Source organism: Allobosea sp. Tri-44, assembly GCF_004123845.1.
Lineage (GTDB): Bacteria > Pseudomonadota > Alphaproteobacteria > Rhizobiales > Beijerinckiaceae > Allobosea.
The window spans coordinates 148,402-170,770 of the sequence record NZ_NBDP01000005.1; the positions used below are offsets into that span (position 1 = coordinate 148,402).

Annotated in this window: 20 protein-coding genes and 1 tRNA gene; 9 read left to right on the forward strand and 12 right to left on the reverse strand. The window is 66.2% G+C overall.

The features are described 5' to 3' along the window. Positions 1-35 precede the first annotated feature (35 nt). The 4 genes from B6S44_RS05300 to B6S44_RS05315 all read left to right on the forward strand — a co-directional run bounded on the left by B6S44_RS05300 (position 36) and on the right by B6S44_RS05315 (position 5,463). On the forward strand, positions 36-986 hold the full coding sequence (locus B6S44_RS05300; protein WP_129155731.1) for a FecR family protein: 951 nt from the start codon (positions 36-38) through the stop codon (positions 984-986). A gap of 106 nt (positions 987-1,092) precedes the next feature. Then, the gene (locus B6S44_RS05305) at positions 1,093-3,588 is read left to right on the forward strand and encodes a TonB-dependent receptor (RefSeq protein WP_248309457.1); all 2,496 of its coding nucleotides are present in this window, start codon (positions 1,093-1,095) and stop codon (positions 3,586-3,588) included. Positions 3,589-3,610: 22 nt separating this feature from the next. Continuing rightward, positions 3,611-4,720, forward strand: coding sequence for an ABC transporter substrate-binding protein (locus B6S44_RS05310; RefSeq protein ID WP_129155732.1), 1,110 nt, complete (start codon positions 3,611-3,613; stop codon positions 4,718-4,720). Continuing rightward, positions 4,717-5,463 carry a siderophore-interacting protein gene (locus B6S44_RS05315; protein ID WP_129155733.1) on the forward strand — a complete coding sequence of 249 codons (747 nt, stop codon included), beginning with the start codon at positions 4,717-4,719 and terminating at the stop codon, positions 5,461-5,463. Before B6S44_RS05310 ends, B6S44_RS05315 begins: the two co-directional genes overlap by 4 nt. Before the next feature lie 340 nt (positions 5,464-5,803). On the opposite strand, the gene B6S44_RS05320 is transcribed toward B6S44_RS05315, so the two are convergent. Both B6S44_RS05320 and glpK read right to left on the reverse strand, forming a co-directional pair. Then, positions 5,804-5,877, reverse strand: a tRNA-Gln gene (locus B6S44_RS05320). Between the two features lie 170 nt (positions 5,878-6,047). Next, on the reverse strand, positions 6,048-7,550 hold the full coding sequence (gene glpK / locus B6S44_RS05325) for a glycerol kinase GlpK (RefSeq protein ID WP_129155734.1): 1,503 nt from the start codon (positions 7,548-7,550) through the stop codon (positions 6,048-6,050). Between the two features lie 228 nt (positions 7,551-7,778). Here glpK and B6S44_RS05330 point away from each other — a divergent pair, with 228 nt between their 5' ends. Both B6S44_RS05330 and B6S44_RS05335 read left to right on the forward strand, forming a co-directional pair. Beyond that, a complete protein-coding gene (locus B6S44_RS05330; protein ID WP_248309458.1) occupies positions 7,779-8,879 on the forward strand; it encodes a Ppx/GppA phosphatase family protein in 1,101 nt (366 codons plus the stop codon). After that, a complete protein-coding gene (locus B6S44_RS05335; RefSeq protein WP_129155735.1) occupies positions 8,876-9,595 on the forward strand; it encodes an RlmE family RNA methyltransferase in 720 nt (239 codons plus the stop codon). Before B6S44_RS05330 ends, B6S44_RS05335 begins: the two co-directional genes overlap by 4 nt. 15 nt (positions 9,596-9,610) lie before the next feature. Here the strand turns inward: B6S44_RS05335 and B6S44_RS05340 are convergent, their stop codons facing one another. The 4 genes from B6S44_RS05340 to dctP form a co-directional block, all read right to left on the reverse strand. After that, positions 9,611-10,045, reverse strand: a complete 435-nt coding sequence (locus B6S44_RS05340; RefSeq protein ID WP_129155736.1) for a type II 3-dehydroquinate dehydratase — start codon at positions 10,043-10,045, stop codon at positions 9,611-9,613. Positions 10,046-10,062: 17 nt separating this feature from the next. Then, positions 10,063-11,358 carry a TRAP transporter large permease gene (locus B6S44_RS05345; protein WP_129155737.1) on the reverse strand — a complete coding sequence of 432 codons (1,296 nt, stop codon included), beginning with the start codon at positions 11,356-11,358 and terminating at the stop codon, positions 10,063-10,065. After that, positions 11,355-11,873, reverse strand: coding sequence for a TRAP transporter small permease (locus B6S44_RS05350; RefSeq protein ID WP_129155738.1), 519 nt, complete (start codon positions 11,871-11,873; stop codon positions 11,355-11,357). The genes B6S44_RS05345 and B6S44_RS05350 overlap by 4 nt, the downstream gene beginning before the upstream one ends. A 101-nt stretch (positions 11,874-11,974) precedes the next feature. Continuing rightward, complete coding sequence (dctP, locus tag B6S44_RS05355) at positions 11,975-12,958, reverse strand: TRAP transporter substrate-binding protein DctP (protein ID WP_129155739.1); 984 nt, start codon at positions 12,956-12,958, stop codon at positions 11,975-11,977. A gap of 176 nt (positions 12,959-13,134) precedes the next feature. Between dctP and B6S44_RS05360 the strand changes: the two genes are divergently transcribed. Beyond that, positions 13,135-13,809, forward strand: a complete 675-nt coding sequence (locus tag B6S44_RS05360) for a GntR family transcriptional regulator (protein ID WP_129155740.1) — start codon at positions 13,135-13,137, stop codon at positions 13,807-13,809. An 84-nt stretch (positions 13,810-13,893) separates the two neighbouring features. Here the strand turns inward: B6S44_RS05360 and glpX are convergent, their stop codons facing one another. Together glpX and B6S44_RS05370 are read right to left on the reverse strand one after the other, a co-directional pair. Beyond that, positions 13,894-14,892, reverse strand: coding sequence for a class II fructose-bisphosphatase (glpX, locus tag B6S44_RS05365; protein ID WP_129155741.1), 999 nt, complete (start codon positions 14,890-14,892; stop codon positions 13,894-13,896). 96 nt (positions 14,893-14,988) lie between these two features. Next, a complete protein-coding gene (locus B6S44_RS05370; protein ID WP_129155945.1) occupies positions 14,989-16,329 on the reverse strand; it encodes a homoserine dehydrogenase in 1,341 nt (446 codons plus the stop codon). A 249-nt stretch (positions 16,330-16,578) separates the two neighbouring features. Here B6S44_RS05370 and B6S44_RS05375 point away from each other — a divergent pair, with 249 nt between their 5' ends. Next, positions 16,579-17,298 (forward strand): hypothetical protein, encoded by a 720-nt coding sequence (locus B6S44_RS05375; RefSeq protein ID WP_129155742.1) that lies wholly within the window; start codon positions 16,579-16,581, stop codon positions 17,296-17,298. Between the two features lie 38 nt (positions 17,299-17,336). Here the strand turns inward: B6S44_RS05375 and B6S44_RS05380 are convergent, their stop codons facing one another. The 4 genes from B6S44_RS05380 to B6S44_RS05395 all read right to left on the reverse strand — a co-directional run bounded on the left by B6S44_RS05380 (position 17,337) and on the right by B6S44_RS05395 (position 20,361). Further along, entirely contained in the window at positions 17,337-17,768 is a 432-nt protein-coding gene (locus B6S44_RS05380) for a hypothetical protein (protein ID WP_129155743.1), read from the reverse strand. Between the two features lie 149 nt (positions 17,769-17,917). After that, the gene (locus tag B6S44_RS05385; protein WP_129155744.1) at positions 17,918-19,138 is read right to left on the reverse strand and encodes an LL-diaminopimelate aminotransferase; all 1,221 of its coding nucleotides are present in this window, start codon (positions 19,136-19,138) and stop codon (positions 17,918-17,920) included. A gap of 150 nt (positions 19,139-19,288) precedes the next feature. Further along, entirely contained in the window at positions 19,289-19,915 is a 627-nt protein-coding gene (locus B6S44_RS05390; protein ID WP_129155745.1) for a glutathione S-transferase family protein, read from the reverse strand. An 86-nt stretch (positions 19,916-20,001) separates the two neighbouring features. Beyond that, positions 20,002-20,361: a hypothetical protein gene (locus B6S44_RS05395; protein WP_129155746.1), complete on the reverse strand. Its 360-nt coding sequence runs from the start codon at positions 20,359-20,361 to the stop codon at positions 20,002-20,004. A 200-nt stretch (positions 20,362-20,561) separates the two neighbouring features. On the opposite strand from B6S44_RS05395, the gene B6S44_RS05400 reads away from it, so the two are divergent. Then, on the forward strand, positions 20,562-22,310 hold the full coding sequence (locus B6S44_RS05400) for a PHA/PHB synthase family protein (RefSeq protein ID WP_248309473.1): 1,749 nt from the start codon (positions 20,562-20,564) through the stop codon (positions 22,308-22,310). Positions 22,311-22,369 lie beyond the last annotated feature (59 nt).

The following is a 22,369-nucleotide window of genomic DNA, read 5'->3' on the forward strand; positions in this document are numbered from 1 at the left end:
CGAAAACCGGCATTGCGACGCGGACCGACGCGCTGATGGACACGGCCCCCGCTGCCACTGTGGACGACGATGCCATCGCCTGGTTCGTCAGGCTGCGCGACGAGGAGGTATCCGAGGCGGACCGGGCCACCTTTGCCGTCTGGCGGGAGGCCAGTCCCTCGCACGAGCAGGCCTGGCGCGAGATCGAAGCCGTCTGGGGAGGATTGGATCAGGTCGCCGTGCCGAAACCGGTACCGGCCATCGTCGCGCCCGCCGCATCTCGCAGTCGCCGCCTGGTATTGCGTCCGCTGGCCGCCGCTGCGGTGATTTTGCTGGCCGTGACAACGGCTGTGCGCCTGACGCCAGACGGCCTCTTCGCCGATCATCGCACCGGGATCGGCGAGCGCCGCGTCGTCGCGCTGCCGGACGGGTCACGGATCGAACTTGGACCAGCGAGCGCGGTCGATGTCGATTTCGCCGGTGCCCGGCGCACGGTCACGCTGGTCGCCGGCGAAGCCTTCTTCACGGTGGCGCGCGACCCCACGCGGCCCTTCGTCGTCAGTGCCGGCCAAGGCGAGATCGCCGTTCTCGGCACCGCTTTCGACGTCAAGATCGGCCAAAGCGAGGCGGTCTCGGTCGTCGTCACCGAAAGCAAGGTCGCGGTCAGCGCTGCCGGAAGCGGCGCTGTCGGCGTCGCCGCCGGACAGGAAGTCGGTTACGACCGCAACGGCGTCTCGGCCGTGCGTCCGGCCGATCTCGATGCGGCCCAGGCCTGGCGACAGGATCAGCTCGTCTTCCATGATGCGCCGCTGGATGCCGTGCTGACCGAACTACGGCGCTATCGCCGTGGCACCATCCAACTGCTCGGCGGCGAGCTCGGCAAGCGACGCATCACCGCCGTCTTCGACGCCAGGCGTCCCGATGCGGCGCTCGAGACCATCGCCCGCAATCTCGACCTGCGGCTCCTGCGCGCGACCGATTATTTCGTCGCGCTCGTCGCCTGGTGAGAAAAAATCGCACACCGGCCTAATTAGTTTTCGCCCCGCGAGCGTCTTCCCCAACGGGGGAGCGTCGCAGCGGCGCTCCGCATGATCGCGGACGGGGCATCGGGTTATGAAGAGCAGGAACAAGGCCGGCCAGCAGACGGTCCGGCCGGCGATGATTGCCGTAGTGCTGGCAGGGACGGCGCTCGGCTGTTTCGCCGCGCAGCCAGTGCTGGCTCAAACCTCTGCGGCAACGAGCGCTGCGATCGACATCCCTGCTCAGGCGCTCTCCTCGGCGCTGATCGCCTTCTCGCGCCAGACCCGGATCGAGATCTTCGTCCCGTCCTCGCTGGCGGCAGGCAAGCGCTCAGCCGCGGTGTCGGGCGCGCAGTCGCCGGAAGCCGCGCTGCAACGCCTGCTAGCTGGCACCGGCCTGACCTATCGCTTCACCGGTGCGCGCTCGATCGCGGTCGAGGCGGTCCCCAGGGCGGCCATGGTCGGCGCGGCGCCGGCTGGTGCGATCGCACTCAGCGAGGTGCTCGTCGAGGGGCCGCGATCGGCGGGCCTGCCGCCGCCGACCGGAACGATCGGGCAGCCTCCGGTTCCCTATGCGGGCGGCCAGGTCGGAACCGGGACCCGGGTCGGCCTCCTCGGAAACCGATCGGTCCTGACGACGCCGTTCAACGTGACGGGCTATACGGCGAAGCTGATCCAGGACCAGCAGGCGAGGTCGCTTGCCGACGTGGTGCAGAACGATCCATCCGTACGCAATGACGCTCCGCCATTCAGCGAGCGGGATTCCTTCTTCATTCGCGGCTTCTCGGTGGTCAATCTCGACACGGCCTTCGACGGCCTGGCCTACATCGCCAACCCGCGCCGCAGCGTCGTCGAAGGCATCGAGCGCGTCGAAATCCTGAAAGGCCCGACCGCCCTGCTCAACGGCGGGGTCAGCCGCATCGGTGGCACGATCAACCTCATTCCCAAGCGCGCCTTCGACGAGCCCCTGACGCGCGTCACGACGACTTATCTCAGCGACGCGCAGTTGTGGACGCATGTCGACCTCGGCCGCCGCTTCGGCGCATCCAGGGAATGGGGCGTTCGCTTCAATGGCTCCTATCGGAAAGGCGACACGCCGCTCGACAAGAACGCCATCGAGGTCGGCAACGCCTCGCTCGGCCTCGACTATCGCGGCGATCGCTTCCGCGCCTCGCTGGACCTTGCCCACTCCACCCAGAACGTCACGGCGCCGACATCCCTGTTCAATGCGGCGGCGGCGAACATCGCCATCCCGCGGGCGCCGAACGGGCGCAGGAACACGTCGAGCTCGCTCGAATACAACGACAGCCGCTACAACATGGCCGCCGGCCGGGTCGAATTCGACCTCATGCCGGATACGACGATCTACGCCGCCGCCGGCGCCAGCCGCTATCGCGAGGACTTCCTCTCCTCGTCCTATCAGATCACCCGCCTGGATGGCCGCGCCACCAACAGCCTAGCCATCATGCCGCTGGAGCTGCAGGGCTATTCGGGCGAGATCGGCCTGCGCTCGAAATTCCAGACCGGGTTCATCGACCATCAGCTCAACGTCTCCGCGTCCCAGTCGAGCAACGAGAACTATTCGCGCGGCTTCTTCCCGCCGGCACTGCCGACCTTCCAGACCAACATCTATGCCCCGACGCATCTGCCGCGTGATTCCGTCAATACGTTCGGCTTCCCCCGCTCGAGCCGGCAGCCGCTTTTCACCAGCCTGATGCTGCGCAGCGTGGCGGTGGCCGACACGCTCTCGGTGGCCGGAGACCGGATCCAGGTGACGGTCGGCGGTCGCTATCAGGACATCGCGCTGAAGAGCTATGTCACGCGCCCGGTCGCCACGTTCGGCACGCTCGCCTCGACCTATAAGGAGGGGCGGTTCAGCCCGGCGATCGCGGCGATCGTTCGCCCGACCGACAAGCTCTCGATCTACGCCAACTACATCGAAGGCCTGACCGAGGGGCCGAGCGCACCGGCGACGGCCATCAACTCCAGCGAGGTTTTCGCCCCCGTCGTCAACAAGCAGACCGAGGTCGGCGTCAAATACGATTTCGGCACGGTGGCCGTCACGGCCTCGCTCTTCGAGATCCGGCAGCCAAACGCCTATACCGACCCGGCCACGAACCGCTTCTCCGTCAGCGGCCTTCAGGTCAACCGTGGCGCCGAGTTCACGGTGTTCGGCGAGCCCTTCGAAGGCGTGAGACTGCTCGGTGGCGTCACCTTCATGGACGCAGAGCTCGCCGACACAGCCGGCGGCCGGTTCAACGGCAAGACCGCACCGGGCATCCCGACCACCGCGATCAACCTCTATGGCGAGTACGATCTGCCCTGGGTGCGCGGGCTTACGGTCACCGGCCGGATGATCTACACGAGCAAGATGTTCTACGATCAGGCGAATACGCAGTCGGTCCCTGACTGGACGCGGTTCGACCTCGGCCTGCGTTATGCCTTCACCGGCCCGGCGGGCAAGCCGGTGGTGCTCAGGGCCAGTGTCGAGAACGTGTTCGACCGGACCTATTGGGCATCCGCCGCTCGCGGCTTCCTGGCGGTCGGAGCGCCGAGGACCTACGTGGTCTCCGCCCAGGTCGACTTCTAAAATCGACCGGAGGCCAAACGCCATGCTGCGCACCGTCCTGCTCTGCCTAGCTCTCCTGCTTGCCCCCGCCTTGGCGAGGGCAAAGCAGGTGACCGACCTCGCCGGCAGGACGGTGACGATTTCCGACAAGGTCGAGCGCATCATCATTGGCGAGGGGCGCTATGTGCCCGCCCTCGCCATTCTCGACCGGGACGATCCCGTCGGCCGTCTGGTCGGGATGATGGGCGACTACGAGGCCGTCGACTCGGCGAGCTATGCCCGCTATCGCGCGCGCTTTCCGAAGATCGCCGAGATCGCCCGGATCGGCCGCGCCTCGCAGGAGAGCTTCAGCCTGGAGAAGGCGATCGCGCTACGTCCTCAAGTCGCGATCTTCGGCCTTGGCGGCCACGGCCCCGACACCCGCTCCGGCGAGGTGATCGCGGCACTGGAAAAGACCGGGACGGCGATCGTCTTCATCGATTTCCGCAGCGATCCCTTGGTCAATACGCCGCGCTCGATGGAGCTGCTCGGCCAGGTGCTTGGCCGCGAGCACGAGGCTGCGGAGTTCGTCGCGGCCTGGCGTGCGGCACTGGCAGAGGTCGAAGAGCGGCTCGTGCGAGCCAAGCCGGCTCCGACCCGCGTCTTCATCGAAAGCCGGGTCGGGATCGATGCGAGCTGCTGCGAGACGATGACGCGCGGCATGATGGGGCGCTTCGTCACTGCCGCCGGCGGCGTCAACATCGCCGAGGCGATGGTGCCGGGCGAAGCTGGAACGGTCAGCCTGGAATGGCTGATCGCCCACCCGCCGCAGGTCTATATCGGCACCGCGATCGGCAATCTCGGTTCCACCGGCAGCAAGCCCTGGCTGGCGCTCGGCGCGGACGTGCCGGCCGAGACCGCGCAAATGAGCCTCAGGCGCTCGATGGCCCGCTCCGGCATCGCCCAGCTCGAAGCGGTGCGCGCCGGCCGGGCCCATGCGATCTGGCACCATTTCTACAACTCGCCGTTCAACGTCGCCGCGGTGCAGGCCTTCGCCAAATGGCTGCATCCTGCCCTCTTCGCCGACCTTGACCCCGAGGCGCTGCTACGCAAGCTGCACCAGCGCTTTCAGCCCTTTCCCGTCGAAGGCGTCTACTGGACCTCCCTGCCATGACCGATATGCCTGCCGCGCCTGCGCCACGCCCTGCCCTCGACGAATGGCAGCTTTCCGTCGTCGAGGCCTTCGACGTCGAACCGCGCCTTCGCCGTGTCGTCTTCACGGCCGACACGCTCGACCAGTTCGCTTATAGGCCGGGGCAGGCGCTCGTCCTGCGCATGCCGCTGCCGGAGGGCGGCACCGGCCGGCGCGACTACACCATCCGCTGGCTCGACCTCGATGCGAAGCGACTCGCCATCGATTTCGTCCTGCACGGGGCGACGCCGGCGCCAAGCTGGGCGAAGGCCGCGCGCCCGGGAGACCCACTGCTCGCGCTTGGCCCACGCGGCCGCAGCGTGATTGCGCCCGACGCCGACTGGCATCTGTTCTGCGTCGACGAGACCGGCATCCCGGCACTGCGCCACATGCTCGAAACGCTTCCGGCTGGCACGATCGTCCATGCGCTGATCGAGACCGCCTCGGCACAGGACGAAACCGCCATCGAGACCGCTGCGACATTGACCTGCCGCTGGCTCGCGCGCGACGACGTCGCCGCGGGACCGAACCCGCTGGTGCTGGACGCCCTGCGCGCGCTGCCGCTTCCCACCGGCCGAGGCCAGGCCTACCTGATGGGCGAGACGAGCAATGTCCGCTCCTGGCGGCATCACCTCGTGCATTCGGGAATGCCGAAAACCGCGATCGCTTCGGAAGGCTATTGGCGGCCGGGCCGCGTCGGCGGCCACGACCATGTCGACGACTGAATTTGCGCAGTTCCTGCCTCGCGCTCGCCGATGCACGCGCTGCGGGAGCGCGAATGGAACGCCTTCCGACGGCCTACCTGAATCCCGGATCAGGGTTCGCGCGGTGGTGCCACCCCTCGCCAAACGCCCAGGGTGATTTACGATAGAAAGCCCGCCAGCGCAGATCGGCCGGCCGCTCAACATAGCGGCGGCGAACCAGTCTTCTCGCGATTCAATATCCAAAACATAAGATGGTCGCGGGCAGCGGGCGAGCGTAGCGCGTCCACTACAGGCTGTCGCGCCACGTCCGATTGTTACGACGATTTTAGATTTTATCTCTAAAATCAACCACTTAAGGAAGTGGCTGGGGGACTAGGATTCGAACCTAGACAACCAGAGTCAGAGTCTGGGGTCCTACCGTTAGACGATCCCCCAACGGGCGCGCTTGGTGCGACGCGTCGGATGGGCGCGGTCTAAACAACCTCACGCGCGGTTGCAAGCCTTCTGTGACGATTTCGACATGCAAGGCGGTCAAAGCGCCTTGCACGGCAGCCCGAAACGATCGCCGGCGCTGTGCGGCATGCGCGTTCGTGCGCAAGAACGTCTCAGCTGGCGGTGAGCGTGCGCCTGACGGCGTCGCGCCAGCCGGCAACGTGGTGGCTGCGGGTTTCCTCGGCGAGGCTCGGCGAGAAACGCCGCTCCAGCCGCCAGCGATCGGCAAACTGGGCCGGCTCCGGCAGCAGGCCGGCGTCGAGGCCGGCGAGATAGGCAGCGCCGAGCGCGGTGGTCTCCAGCACCTGCGGCCGGTCGACCGGGGCGGCGAGGATGTCGGCGAGGCGCTGCATCGTCCAGTCGGAGGCGACCATGCCGCCATCGACGCGCAGCACTGTCTGCGCGCCGTCGGCCTCCGGCCAGTCGGAGCGCATCGCCTCGAGCAGGTCGAGCGTCTGGAAGCAGACCGAATCGAGCGCTGCGCGGGCAAATTCGCGCGGGCCGGTGTTGCGGGTCAGCCCGAACATGGCGCCGCGGGCATTGGCGTCCCAATGCGGCGCGCCGAGGCCGGTGAAAGCCGGCACCAGATAGACCTGCTGGCCGGGATCGGCACTGGCCGCGAGCGGGCCGCTATCCGAGGCCTTCTCGATGATGCCGAGCCCGTCGCGCAACCATTGTACCGCAGCGCCGGCAATGAAGATCGAGCCCTCCAGCGCGTAGTAGCGCACGCCCTTGAGCTGATAGGCGACGGTCGAGAGCAGGCGATTCTGCGACACGACCGCCTTGGTGCCGGTGTTGAGCAAAGCGAAGCAGCCGGTGCCATAGGTCGATTTCAGCATGCCGGGCTCGAAGCAGGCCTGGCCGACGGTCGCCGCTTGCTGGTCGCCGGCAATGCCGCGAATCGCGATCGCTCCGCCGAGCAGGCCGGGCTCGCTGTCGCCGAAATGCGCGGCGCAGTCGCGCACCTCCGGCAGCATCGCCGCGGGAATGTCGAGCAGCGCCAGCAGTTCCTCGTCCCACTGCCCCTTGTGGATATCGAACAGCATGGTGCGCGAGGCATTGGTCGCGTCGGTGGCGTGGACGCGGCCGCCGGTCAGGCGCCAGAGCAGGAAGCAGTCGACCGTGCCGAAGGCGAGCTCGCCGCGCTTGGCCCGCTCGCGCGCGCCGGGCACCTGGTCGAGGATCCAGGCGATCTTGGTGCCGGAGAAATAGGGATCGATGCGCAGGCCGGTGCGCTCGGCGACGAGCTTGCCGTGCCCTTGTGCTTCGAGCGCGGCGCAGCGCTCGGCGGTGCGCCGGTCCTGCCAGACGATGGCGCGGCGGATCGCCTGGCCGGTGCTGCGATCCCAGACCAGGGTGGTCTCACGCTGGTTGGTGATGCCGATCGCCGCGACCTCTCCTGCCCGAGCCTCTGCGCGGGCCAGCGCCTGCCGGCAGACCGCAAGCGTGCTCTCCCAGAGATCCTCCGCCTCGTGCTCGACCCAGCCGGAGGCCGGATAGTGCTGCGGGAACTCCTGCTGGGCGCTGGCGACCGGCTGCAGATTCTCGTCGAACAGGATGGCGCGGGAGGAAGTCGTGCCCTGGTCGATCGCCAGGATCATGCGCCGCGCCGCCATGCCGTTTTCTCCCGCTCATTCGCTGCCGGGCTCGCAATGCCGGCTGGCGTCGAGCTTTGCCGCGAAGGCTGGATACAGGCAAGCGGAAGCCTCGCCGCAGTTTCGCCACAGGTTCCGCTTGGCAGGGGCCGCGTGCTGTTGTTACGCTACCGACGAATGGAAACGTTCCAGCTTCATGCTGGACTCCCGGCAGCCGCCGAGGTGGCATGGCCGGCGAAGGGTTAGCGAGTGACGGTCGAAGACCGCCAGGATTCCGACCGCCCCCTCGTGGCGGCGGTCCCCCTACCGGGCGAGCGGCCCGCGCCGCCGGACGCCGTTCGGTTTGCTCCGGAGCCGTACCAGCGCCCTCACCCCACCACCTATGCCGCGCTCGATCTCGGCACCAATAACTGCCGTCTCCTGATCGCGCGGCCGGCCCAGCACGGTTTCCGGGTCGTCGATGCCTTCTCGCGAATCGTGCGGCTCGGCGAAGGGCTGGGCGCCAGCGGGCGGCTTTGCGACGACGCCATGGACCGCGCCGTCGAGGCCCTCAAGATCTGCAAGAGCAAGATGGAGCATCGCGGCGTGACACGGGCGCGCCTGATCACCACCGAGGCCTGCCGCGCCGCGACCAATGGCATCGAGTTCGTCCGCCGCGTCGGCGCGGAAGCAAGCCTCGAGCTGGAGATCGTCGACCAGAGGACCGAAGCCTCGCTCGCCGTCACCGGCTGCGCCGCGCTGGCGGCGCCCGAGGCTGGTGCAGTGATCGTCTTCGACATCGGCGGCGGCTCGACCGAGATCGTCTGGCTCGGCGGGCGCGAGGCTGGGCGCGATCCGGCCTCGCGCATTCGCGAATGGGCCTCGCTGCCGATCGGCGTCGTCTCGGTGGCGGAACGCTATGGCGGGATCGAGGTCGGCCGCGAGAAATTCGAGCGGATGGTCACCGATTGCAGCGAGGCGCTGGCGCCCTTCGCAAAGAAGGCGGCAGCGGCCCGCGACGCACCCAATTTCCACCTGCTCGGCACCTCCGGCACGGTGACGACCGTCGCCGGCATCCATTTGCGCCTGCCGCGCTATGACCGGCGCCAGGTCGACGGTCTGTGGATGCAGGATCAGGACATCTGCAGCGTGATCGACGAGCTCGTCGCGATGGACTATGCCGAGCGCCAGGCCAATGCATGCATCGGCCGCGAGCGGGCCGATCTGGTGCTCGCCGGCTGCGCCATCTTCGAGGCGATCCGGCGGGCCTTTCCGAGCCCGAAGGTGCGCATCGCCGATCGTGGGCTGCGCGAGGGCATTCTGCTCAGGATGATGCACGAGGATCGCGCCTGGTGGCGCAGGCGGCAATGACAACGACAAAATCCGGCGGCGGCGCACGTGATCTGCGCATCAAGGTCAAGAAGCCCGCCAAGCGCAGCCATTCCTCGCAGCTCTGGCTCGAGCGCCAGCTCAACGACCCCTATGTGAAGCGGGCGCGCGAGATGGGCTATCGCTCGCGCGCTGCCTTCAAGCTCGCCGAGATGGACGAGCGCTACAAATTCCTCAAACCCGGCCAGAAGCTGCTCGATCTCGGCTGCGCCCCCGGCGGCTGGTGCCAGGTCGCTGCGGCAAAGGTCGGGCTCGACAAGGGCAAGGGCCGGATCGTCGGCATCGACCTGCTCCCGGTCGACCCGATTCCGCATGTCGAGCTGATCGAGCTCGACTTCATGGCCGACGAAGCCCCTGCCCTGCTGACCGAGAAGCTCGGCGGCAAGGCCGACGGGGTGATGTCGGACATGGCGGCCAACACCACCGGCCACAAGAAGACCGACCATCTCAGGATCATCGGTCTCGCCGAGGCCGCCCTCGAATTCGCCAACGACGTGCTCGCGCCGGGCGGCTTCTTTCTGGCGAAGCTGTTCCAGGGCGGCGATACGGCCGAACTATTGGCGGAGCTCAAGCGCGACTTCACCCAGGTCCGCAACATCAAGCCGGCAGCGAGCCGGGCCGACTCCTCCGAACTCTACGTGCTGGCGACCGGCTTCCGCCGCAAGGCCGAGCTGACAGAGGCAGACGGCGAACCTTAGGCGCGACGCTCGCGCTCAGGCCAATTGCAGATCGATCGCCGCCTTCACCGCCACCGCATAGCCCTGCGGGCCGAGCCCGGCGATGACCGCCGTCGCCGCCAGAGAGACGTAGGATTTGTGGTAGTGCGCCTCGCGTCGGTGGATGTTGGAGATGTGCAATTCCACGATCGGGCCGGGAAACATCTTCAGCGCGTCGAGGATCGCGATCGAGGTGAAGGAAAAGGCGGCTGGATTGATGACGATTGCGCCGCCGCCGTCGATTGCCTCGTGGATCCAGTCGATCAGCTCGTATTCGCGGTTGCTCTGGCGGAAGACGATCTCGCGCCCGTCGGCAGCCTGCCGACAGAGTGCCTCGACCTCGGCGAGCGTGGTCGAGCCGTAGATTTGCGGCTCGCGCGTGCCGAGTCGGTTCAGATTGGGGCCGTTGAGGACGTAGATCGGCTTGCTCACGGGTCGGTCCTGTCCTGTCAGCCCTGGTAGCCCATCAGGCGCGGCAGCCAGAGCACGAGGCTGGGGAAGAAGGTGATCAGCGCGAGCGCGACGATCATCGCGCCGAGGAACGGCATGCATTCGCGCACGATCTGGCGCAGCGGCACCTCGGCGATGTTGGTCATGATGAAGAGCAGCAGGCCGTAGGGCGGCGTGATCAGCCCAAGCATGATGTTGACGACGACGACAACGCCGAAATGCACCATGTCGATGCCGAGCGCCTTGGCCGTCGGGATCAGCACCGGCACGACGATGAGGAGGATCGCGGTGCCCTCGAGCAGGCAGCCGAGGATCAGCAGCAGCACGTTGACGAGGATCAGGAAGCCGAGCGGCGACAGGTTCCAGCCGGCGAGAAGCACGCGCAGGCTGTCGGGGATGTTCTCGATGGTGACGACGTAGTTGAAGACGAGCGCGCCGGCGATCAGCATGCCGATCGAGGCCGTGGTGCGGGCGCTGTAAGCCAGCGAGCCGTAGAAGGCGCGGAAGCTGACACTGCGATAGAGCAGGACCGAGACGGCGAGCGCATAGGCGGCGGCGACGGCGGCGGCCTCGGTCGGCGTGGTGGCGCCGCCATAGATGCCGCCAAGCAGCACCACCGGCATCATCAGCGCCGGCAAGGCGCGCCAGGTGATGCCGGGCAAGCGGCGCAAGGGGATCGGCGGCTCGACCGGGAAATTGCGGCGCCTGGCGGCCGAGGCGACGATCGTCATCTGCGCCAGCGCCATCAGCAGGCCGGGAATGACGCCGCCGAGGAAGAGGAAGCCGATCGAGGCGTCGGAGACCAGCGCGTAGAGCACCATCGGGATCGAAGGCGGGATGATCGGCCCGATCACCGAGGACACGGCCGTCAAGGCGGCGGCAAAGGCCGGCGGATACTTGCCGTCCTTGGTCATCATCGCCTGCATCATCCGCCCCGTGCCGGCGGCGTCGGCGATGGCCGAGCCCGACATGCCGGCGAAGATCACGCTCTGGACGATGTTGACATGGGCGAGCCCGCCCCTGAAGCGGCCGACCAGCGCATCGCAGAAACGCAGCAGGCGCTCGGTCATCGAGCCGATGTTCATCAACTCGGCCGCCAGGATGAAGAGCGGCACGGCGAGGATGACGTAGTTGGTGTACATGCCGTTGAGCAATTGCTCGGCGGCGATCGAGAGGTCCTGCCCGGCGACGAGCAAATAGAGGATGGAGCCGGCGATCATCGCATGCCCGATCGGCAGGCCGAGCAGCGACAGCGTGACGATGGCGAGGATGGCGAGAGAGAAGGGCGTGCTCATACGCCGGAACTCGCCTTGGTCGGATCGAACGCCTCCGGCGCCTCACCGCGCAGTGCCCTGAAGCCGAGCCAGAGATAGCGGATGATCGCCCCGACGGCGAAAGCGATGTAGATCGCATAGACCCAGTTGAAGGGCAGCTTGAGATAGGCGGTGCGCTCGACCTTCATGAAGGCGACGTAGTCGACCATCGCCGGCAGCGAAATCACGTAGAGGACGACGAGCGCGACCGCGGTGATCAGCGCCATGATGCGGCGCGGGCCTGGACCGACCGCGCCATAGATGATGTCGAAGCGGATCTCCTCGTTCTCGCGCAGCACGAAACCGGCGCCGAACAGCACCAGCCAGAGCCAGAGGATGACGCTGATCTCATGCGTCCAGCCGATCGGGAAGTTGAGCAGATAACGGAAAACGATCTGCACCAGGAAGACGAAGAACATCGACCCGAGCATCAGCACGAGCAGGTTCTCGGCCCGGCGCGCCATGAAGGCGCCGAGTGCTTTCAGCGAATTCGGCATTGCTCCTCCGGTGAAATTCGGCCCGCCGGCCCCTCCATCGGCGGGCCGCGCCGGCCCCGAAGGGCCAGCGCTAGACCTCGATCGCTCGAACGCAATAAACGCTAGAGCGCGTTGATCTTGTCGAGCATGCCGGGAACCCAGCCTTTGGCCAGCTCCGATTCCAGATACTTCTTCTGAGCAAAGTCGCGGAAGGCCTTGAGATCGGGCGCATAGACCTCGAGCCCCTGCTTCTTGAAGAAATCGACCAGCTCGGCCTCCTTGGCGAGATGCTCCTTGGTGCTCCAGTCGATCGCGGCATCGGCCGCGGCCTGGAAGGCGGCCTGCTTTTTCGCATCCATCCCGTCCCAGACCCGCTTGGTGACGCAGAGCAGATCGAAGCCGACGAGGTGCGAGGTCAGCACGATCTGCGAGGAGACCTCGTAGAACTTCATGTTCTGCACGTTCGGCAGCGGGTTGTCCTGGCCGTCGATCGCGCCGCTCTGCAGGCCGGTATAGACCTCGGCATAGGCCATCGGCGTCGGGTTGGCGCCGAGCGACTGGCCGAGGAACTGCCAAGCATCGCCGCCGGGCATGCGCAATTTGACGCCGGCGAGATCGGCCGGGGTGCTGATCTTCTTCTTCGGCTTCAGGCCGACCTGGCGGGCGCCGAAATAGGTCGGACCCAGGATTTTGATGTTGAGCTTGTCCTCGGCCATCGTCTTGAGGTCGCGACCGACATCGCTGGCGAAGACCTTCTTGAGATGGTCGGCGTCGCGGAAGAGATAGGCCGAGGTGACGATCGACCAGGCCGGGATCTGGTTCGAGACGTCCTGCGGCGCGATGTTGCCCATTTCGAGGTTGTTGCGCTGCATGGCGACCAGTTCGGTGCCTTGCTTGAACAGGTTGCCGCCGTAATAGGGCTGCAGCGTGAAGTCGTCTTTGATGGCTTCGCCGAAGCGCTTCATCATCTCGGCACGGATATCCTGCTCGGAGAACACCGCCGAGAAGCGCAGGTTGGGCTTGCCCTGCGCAAATGAAGCTCCGCCCGTCAGCGCCAGCGCGCCACCGGCCGCCAGCAGCATGCGCCTGTCGATACCCTGTTTCATGCCGTTCCTCCCCTGCGGGTTGTCCCCGCTTCGAGGCAGACCATGCCCAAGCCTTTATCAGCAATCAACTGGTATTTTTGATTTCATCTGATGATCCTGATTTCACCATAACAATTGTACCCGCTCCGCTGCGCCGCTAAACTGCGCCCTCTGCCGCAGTCCCAAACGGAACACGCATGCTGAATTACGCGCCGCCGACCGCCTCGATCGGAGAGCTTGCCTATCGCCGTATCCGGGCAGACATCGTCTTCGGGCGGCTGGTGCCGGCGCAGCGGCTCAAGCTCGATGACCTGCGCGAGACCTATGGCACCAGCATCAGCACGCTGCGCGAGATCCTGAACCGACTCTCGTCGGAAGGGCTGGTCGAGGCGGAAGGCCAGAAGGGCTTCATGGTCGCGCCGGTCTCCGCCAGCAATCTGAGCGAGATCGCGGCGCTGCGTCTCCTGCTGGAGGGGCATGCCCTCGCCCAGTCCTTCGCCGCCGGCGACATGGAATGGGAAGGCCGCGTCGTCGCTGCCCATCACAAGCTCGCTTTGATGGAAAGGCGCATGCTCGACAATGACCGCGCCGATCCGGAGCTCTGGAAGCGCTATGACTGGGAATTCCATCACGCGCTGATCTCGGCCTGCGGCTCGCAGGTGCTGATGGAGACGCATGCCTCGGTCTATGACCGCTATCTGCGCTATCAGATGGTCGCCGTGATCTTCCGCGGCGAGGTGGCGGCGCAGGAGCACCAGGTCCTGCTCGACTGCGCGATGCGGCGCGACATTGCGCGCGCCACTGATGTTCTCGCAACGCATATCAATGCCTGCGTCGAGCACACCCTTGCTGGAGGCAGCCTGCAAGGCTGAACTGCTGCCGCGCGTCAGCTCAAAAAACAAAGCCCGCTCCGCAGCTTTGCGGAACGGGCTTTGCAATCGCAGCAGGTCCAGCGCTCAGTCGAGCTGGAACTTCGAGAACTCGCGATGCTCGCCATAGATGCGGCGGACCGTGCCGGTGATCGAGCGGTAGACGATCGTCTCGGTCTCGATCACGTCGGGTCCAAAACGCACGCCCGAAAGCATGCCACCATCGGTGACGCCGGTGGCGCAGACGATGACGTCGCCCGAGGCCATCTCGGCCATGTCGTATTTATGGTTCGGGTCCTTGACGCCCATGGTCGCGGCGCGAGCCCGCTTCTCCTCGGTGTCGAGGATCAGGCGGCCCTGCATCTGGCCGCCGACGCAACGCAGCGCCGCGGCAGCGAGCACGCCCTCTGGAGCACCGCCGATGCCGAGATAAAGGTCGATGCCGGTCTTCTCCGGCTCGGTGCAGAAGATCACGCCGGCGACGTCGCCATCGGTGATCAGGCGGATCGAGGCGCCGGTCTTGCGGACTTCCGCAATGAGCTTCTCGTGGCGCGGCCGGTCCATGATCAACGTGTTGATCTCGTGCGGCTTCACGCCCTTGGCCCGGGCCAGCGCATTGATGTTGTCGGCGGCCGAAGCGTCGAGGTCGACGACGCCGGTCGGATAGCCCGGGCCGATCGCGATCTTGTTCATGTAGACGTCGGGCGCGTAGAGCAGCTGGCCGGCGCCGGCCATCGCCATCACGGCGATCGAGCCCGGCATGTCCTTGGCGCAAAGCGTCGTGCCCTCGAGCGGATCGACGGCGATGTGGACCTTGGGGCCCTGCTTGTTGCCGACCTTCTCGCCGATATAGAGCATCGGCGCCTCGTCGCGCTCGCCCTCGCCGATGACGATCTCGCCGTCGATCGGCAGGCGGTTGAGCTCGCGCCGCATCGCGTCAACCGCAGCCTGGTCGGCCGCCTTCTCGTCGCCATGGCCGCGCAGGCGGGCGGCGGCGACGGCGGCGCGCTCGGTGACGCGCACGAGTTCCATCGAGAGGTAGCGCTCGATGATCTGGTCGGGCGAGATGCGGAGATCGACGGACATGGGGACTCCCTAAGCGCAATTAGCGGTGGGCCGAGGCAAATAACAAGCGGATTGGCGAGGATATGGCGAAGCCGTGGATGACCACGCCAACCGTGCTCACTCCCGCTCGATACGGATGACTTGCGGCGCTTCTGCGATGTGACCGTCAGCGCTGACCTTCTCCAGCGCGGCGCGGATTGCCCGCTCGCTGGTGGCGTAGGTGATCAGTACGACCGGAACCGGCGCACCGGAGCGACCGCCCGGATCGCGCTGGGCGGCGCTCTCGGAACGGCGCTGGACGATGCTTTCGAGCGAGATGTCGGCTTCGGCCATGCGGGTCGCGATCGCAGCGGCGGCGCCGGGACGGTCGGCGACGGCGAGGCGAATGTAGTAGCCGCCCTCATGGCGCTGCATCGGCGCGCGGGTCGGCTGCTCCAACCTGGAGACCGGCATGCCGAAGGGCTGCCCGGCGGTGCCGCGGGCGACGTCGGCGATGTCGGCGATCACAGCCGAGGCCGTCGGGCCGCCACCGGCGCCAGGGCCAACCAAAGTGATCTCGCGCACCGCGTCGGCATCGATGGTCACGGCGTTGGTGACGCCCATCACCTGCGCGATCGCCGAGGATTTCGGTACCATGGTCGGGTGCACGCGCTGCTCGATGCCGGTCTTGGTCCGTTCGGCGACGCCGAGCAGCTTGATCCGGTAGCCGAGCTCGTCGGCCATCTTGAGATCGAGCGGTGTGATCGAGGAAATGCCTTCGACGTGAATCGCTTCGGCGTCGATCCTCGTGCCGAAGGCGAGGCTGGTCAGGATGGCGAGCTTATGGGCGGTGTCGAAGCCCTCGACATCGAAGGTCGGGTCGGCCTCGGCATAGCCGAGCCGCTGGGCGTCCTTCAGGCAGGCCTCGAACGTCAGCCCTTCGAGCTCCATGCGCGAGAGGATGTAATTGCAGGTGCCGTTGAGGATGCCGTAGAGCCGGCTGACATTATTGCCCGAGAGCGCCTCGCGCAGCGTCTTCACCACCGGGATGCCGCCGGCCGAGGAGGCCTCGAACGCAAGCGCCGCGCCAGTGCTTTCGGCGAGCTCGGCGAGCGCGATGCCATGGGCGGCGAGCAACGCCTTGTTGGCGGTGACGACGTGCTTGCCGGCAGAGAGCGCAGCCTCGACCGCCTGCTTGGCCGGGCCGTCCGAGCCGCCGATCAATTCGACCAGGCAGTCGATCTCGCCGGAGCTGGCGAGCGCGACCGGATCGTCGAACCAGGTAAAGTTGGAGAGATCGATGCCGCGGTCGCGACTGCGATCGCGGGCCGAGACTGCCGTCACCCGGATCGGCCGGCCGCAACGCGCGGCAAGCGCGTTCTCCTGGCGCTTCAGAATACCCGCGACAGCTGCGCCGACTGTTCCCAGGCCGGCGATGCCGACACGCAGGGGCCTGATCTCGGAGGGAGCAGCGTGCATGGTCATGGTCGGCGGGGTCGCATGAGGCGGGTTCGGAGTCAACGGCAAGCGGCACCGCCGAACCCTTGCCGCCAAGGCGTTCCGCCGGGTCCGAGACCGGCAACCCGAGTGACCGGACGTGCTCCGGCAGGCGCAGCGGAACCATGCGGGGGCGAGCGACGGCGGCGCGGTGGACGACGGGTCGGCGCGGGCATGGAACTTGCCTAAGACCACGTCGCCGAGATCGATCGAACATGGCGAGGACTGACGATGCAGACGCCGTCATTCATCCGTGGAGCCGAGAGCGCCAGAACGATCGCACGGCAAATCGAGAGCGAGGGCTTCGCAGTGATCGACGATTACGTCGCCCCGGATCAATTGCAGACGGCCCAGAATTTCGTCAGGCAGGCCGTCGCCCGCAACGGCGGCAACTATCTGGCCATCAACGGATCAGAAAAGCTCGGCGGCACCTTCCTGCATGATTTGGCGACCGATCCCGGCTTCATTGCCCTTTGTCACGGCATTTACGAAAGCAGCACGGGCAAGCCGGCTCCGGATACTCCGTTCTATCAGGTACTGCGCTGCCTGGCGGGAAGCCTCGCAAAAGCCAATTCACTCAACTTCCACTATGATTCCTACCTGCTGACGGCGCTCATTCCGGTCATCATCCCAGATCACGGCAAGACCGGCGACCTGCTGCTGATTCCGAACTCGCGAGGAATCCGGTCGCATTATCTCACAAATTTCGCCGACAAAATCCTGCTCGACAACTGGCTCTCGCAGAGACTTCTCAGGATGCTCTATGCAAGACGCCACGCGATGATCCGGCATCTCAAGCTGAAACCCGGAAATCTCTATCTCTTCTACGGCTACCGCTCGATCCACACCAATGAGGAATGCAGCCCCGACGCCATCCGCTCGACGGCGCTGCTTCACTATTTCGACCCGCATGCCGAAAGCAGCCTCAAGCGCATGCTGAGGAGGAACTGAGCGACGCCGGCGGCAAAAGTGGCGACTTCCCGCCCCCCTCACTCGAAACGGCAGACGACCTCGGCGGCGAGCTTGTGGACCTTGCCGTTCTCGAAGCCCAGGTAGAGGCGCAGCAGCTGGTTGCCGAAGGCGGTGATCTTGATGGTGCGCAGCGCCTCGAGGCTGTCGCCATCCGCCACGGTGGAATTCTCGTCGACCGGCCTCCAGAACCAGGGCTTCGGCGCCCGGATCACGGTCTGCGTCAGGAGCTGCTCGGCTTCGGCGCGGCCCATGCCGTTCGGGAAGTACTTCGTCACGATCTCGGTGGCGTCGCGGCCGCATTCGCGCGCCCGAGTCGCGGTCAGCACCTCGGCGATCAGGGGCGAATCGGTGTCCGCGCTGCGGCCACGCGAGAAATCATAGGTCGCGAACAGGCAGACCAGCGCGAACAGGCCGAAAACGATCCCGATCAACCGGCCTTTCGAGACCATGATGCGCGCTCAGTCCCTGCTATCCGCCCCGCCGCCTGCGTTCCCATGTTTTGGCGGTTCGGTCCAGTGCCGGCGCGCAACACCGCGCCCGCCTTTCCGGGCGCTGCGCAGCAGCGAGCCCGAAATGACTGTGCGATCAATGGCTGCCCCTACCCCGCCTTCGGCATCTGGATGACGTTGTGCAGGGTCTGGTCGGCGCTCTTCAGGAAGCGCCCGACATTGCGTGCCGCCTGGCGGATGCGCTGCTCGTTCTCGACGATAGCGATGCGGACGTAATCGTCGCCGTGTTCGCCGAAGCCGATGCCCGGCGCGACCGCGACCTCGGCCTTCTCGATCAGCAGCTTGGAGAATTCCAGCGAGCCGAGATGGCGGAACTTCTCCGGGATCGGTACCCAGGCGAACATCGAGGCCTGCGGCGCCGGGAACTCCCAGCCGGCCTTGCCGAAGCTCTCGACCAGCGCGTCGCGGCGCTTGCGATAGGTCTCGCGCATCTCGCGGATGCAATCGTCCGGGCCGTTGAGCGCCGCGGCGGCCGCGACCTGGATCGGCGTATAGGCGCCGTAATCGAGATAGGACTTCACCCGCGCCAGCGCAGCCAGCAGCCTCTCATTGCCGACGGCAAACCCCATGCGCCAGCCGGCCATGGAGAAGGTCTTCGACATCGAGGTGAACTCGACGGCGACGTCGATGGCGCCCTGCACCTGCAGCATCGACGGCGGTGGATCGTTCTCGTCGAAATAGACCTCGGCATAGGCGAGATCGGAGAGCAGGATCAGCTCGTGCCGCTTCGCGAAGGCGACGAGGTCGCGATAGAAATCGAGCGAAGCCGTATAGGCCGTCGGGTTCGCCGGATAGCAGGTGACGAGCGCGATCGGCTTCGGCACGGAATGGGCCATCGCCCGCTCCAGCGCCGGGAAGAAGGCCGGGGTCGGCTCGGCCGGGACCGAGCGGATCACGCCGCCCGCCATCAGGAAGCCGAAGGCATGGATCGGGTAGCTCGGGTTGGGCACGAGCACGACATCGCCAGGGCCGGTGATGGCCTGCGCCATATTGGCGAAGCCTTCCTTCGAGCCGAGCGTGGCGACGACCTGCGTGTCGGGATTGAGCGTCACGCCGAAGCGGCGCTGATAGTAGTGGGCCTGGGCGCGGCGTAAGCCCGCAATGCCCTTGGAGGCGGAGTAACGGTCGGTGCGCGGCTTGCCGGCGGTCTCGACCAGCTTCTCGATGACGTGCTTTGGCGCCGGCAGATCGGGATTGCCCATGCCGAGGTCGATGATGTCGACGCCCTTGGCGCGCTCGGCTGCCTTGATCTTGTTGACCTGTTCGAAAACATAGGGCGGCAGGCGTTTGATGCGATGGAAATCGGTCATCTCGGCAACAGGTCCTTGCGGATCGCCGCCCTGGAAGGCGGTCGATCACATTCTTGCGTTGCGATGCCTTACCACCGCAGCTTTCGCCCTGACAGAGCAAAATAAGCAAGATTCATCGAAAGACGACACAAACCTCCGGACGGCAACGCCTCAGGAGGGTGGAATAAAGGGCTGGCTGATCGCCTGGAAGACATCGAGCGCCTCGCAGCGAGCCGAGTGCGCCGCCAGGGCGGGATAATCGCTCAGGACGACGAGATCGGGATGGGCGTCGCTGGCGAAGCGCAAGGCGCAGGCGAGCGCGATGTCGGCGTGGCCGATCCGATCGCCGAACCACCAGTCGCCGGCGTGCTCGGCCCGTTCCCGTTCCAAGGCGACAAGAACGCCTCCGACCTGGCCGCGGCATCGCCCGGCCCAGACCTCGGAGATCGGATCGTGCAGCCGCAGCTCGTAGAACAGGCTGACTGCCTTCTCGGCCAGCCCCATCGCCAGTCCGGCGACGCGCAGAGCCCGATGGCGCGCTGGCTCCTGCCGAGGAAACAAGGCGCGTTCGGCCGGAACCAGACTGTCGAGATAGTCCAGCATGGCATGGCTCTCGGCCAGTACGAGCCCGTCATCGAGCGCAAGCGTCGGCACCCGGACCAGCGGGTTGAGCGGCGCGATCCTCTCGCCGTCGCCGAAGACCGACCAGGGCCGGTGCTCGAAGGGCAACTCATAGAGTGTCAGCGCGATGCCGACACGGCGCACGAAAGGCGAATCATACTGGCCAATCAGGATCATTGCGGCGGCTCCAGTGCGGAACCGTCATTGGATCGATCCGGGAGACGTCGGGCAAGCCGCCCAAACGAGTGGGCGTCCCCCCATTTTTACGGCAGCGGCGGAGGAGCAGGCGGCGGCGCCGGTGGTGGCAGGACTTTGCCAAGGGTCTGCGCCTGCGAGCCGGCCGCCTCATTCGATGTCCGTTTGGCCTCGAGCTCGGCTTCGAGCTTCTTGAACTCGTCCACGGTCTTGCGCTTGGCCTGGCGCGTGACGGTGGTGCCGATGGGAATGAACTTTGGATCCTGCGGGCGTGTCTCGACCACGAAGGGCTTGGGTTCGCCCGGCGTGGTGGCGAAATCTGTCATCTCAGCGACGCCGCGAGCGGCCCCGCAGCCGCCGAGCACAGCTGCGACGAGCAGAACCAGCCCGGCCGCCTTGAGCGAGATTTCTGTCCGCCTGTCAGCCATTGCCCTGCTTCCGCAAAATTTCTTTGTCACTCATACCGGTTAGGTCCTTAATGGGTCCAAAATGGGGAGTGCAACTCCTGCGTAAGGCTACCGAGGGGAGCGTCGCCATGTGTCCGCCTGCTGACGAGAAGGGCAAAGCCGGCCACAAGGCAACCGAAACGCCGTTCGCCGACCTGCCGCCCGTGCCCGACTTCGAATCGATGGCGCAGAACATGGGCAAGCTGGTCGAGCACGCCGGCAAGGTGACGGCTGCCTATCTGAAACCGATCGAACGGGGCGAGGCCAAGACCGGCCAGGCCGACGAGGCGAGCGAGATGGTCAAGGTGCTTGGCCGCGTCGCCGAGCGCTGGATCAGCGATCCCCAGAAGATCATCGAGGCTCAAGGCGCGCTCACCAGCGACTTCCTCAGCCTGTGGAGCGCGACGCTGAAGCGCCTCGGCGGCGAGCAGGTCGAGCCGGTGATCGAGCCCGAGAAACGGGACGCCCGCTTCGCCGACCCCGAATGGAACACCCATCCGGTCTTCGACTTCGTCAAGCAGGCCTATCTTCTGACCACGCGCTGGGCCGAAGGCATGGTCGAGCAGGCCGACGACCTCGACCCGCATACGCGCAACAAGGCCCGTTTCTACGTCAAGCAGATCGCCGGGGCCCTCTCCCCCTCTAATTTCGTCGCGACCAATCCCGAGCTGCTGCGCGAGACCATGGCGCAGAGCGGCGAGAACCTGGTGCGCGGCATGAAGATGCTGGCCGAGGACGTCGAGGCCGGCGGCGGCGAGCTCAAGATCCGGCAATCCGATGCCGGCGCCTTCGAGGTCGGCGTCAACATCGCGACGACGCCCGGCAAGGTCATTTACCGCAACGACATCATCGAGCTGATCCAGTATGCGCCCTCGACCGAGACGGTGCTGAAGCGGCCGCTGCTGATCGTGCCGCCCTGGATCAACAAGTTCTACATTCTCGACCTCAATGCCGAAAAGAGTTTCATCCGCTGGTGTGTCAGCCAGGGACTGACGGTCTTCTGCATCTCCTGGGTCAACCCCGATCACCGCCACGCGCTCAAGGATTTCGAGAGCTATATGCGCGAGGGCATCTTCGCCGCGCTGGAGGCGGTCGAGCAGGTGACCGGCGAGAAGCAGGTTTCGACGATCGGCTATTGCGTCGGCGGCACGCTCCTGGGCGTTACCCTCGCCTATATGGCCGCGGTGAAGGACAAACGCATCGCCAGCGCCACCTTCTTCACCACGCAGGTCGACTTCACCCACGCCGGCGAGCTCGCGGTCTTCGTCGACGAGGAGCAGGTCCGCGCCGTCGAGGAGCAGATGGCCGAGCGCGGCTATCTCGACGGGTCACGCATGTCGGGCGCCTTCAACATGCTGCGCCCGAACGACCTGATCTGGTCCTATGCCGTCAACAACTACCTGAAGGGCAAGGCACCGACAGCCTTCGACCTGCTCTACTGGAATTCGGATTCGACCCGGATGCCGGCCGCCAACCACTCCTTCTACCTGCGCAACTGCTATCTCGAGAACAAGCTGAGCAAGGGCGAGATGCGTCTCGGCGGCAAGCTGCTCGACCTCAAGAAGGTGACGATCCCGGTCTATAATCTCGCGGCCCGCGAAGACCATATCGCGCCGGCGCAATCGGTTTTCCTCGGCTCGCAGAGCTTCGGCGGCCCGGTCGACTACGTCATGGCCGGGTCGGGCCACATCGCCGGCGTGGTCAATCCGCCGAACAAGGTCAAGTACCAGTTCTGGACCGGCCCGAAACCGGAGGGCGCCTTCGGCGATTGGATTCGGAAGACGCAAGAGCATCCGGGCTCCTGGTGGCCGCATTGGCTCGCCTGGCTGGAGAAGCAGGCGCCCAAGCGCGTCAAGCCGCGCGTCCCTGGCGAAGGTCCCCTGCCCGCGCTGGAGGACGCTCCCGGAAGCTATGTGAAGATCAAGGCGTAGCGGCGGCGCCGTTCGGTGCCCTGGTAGGCAAGCCGCTTGCCGGAGCGGCGAAACCGCCC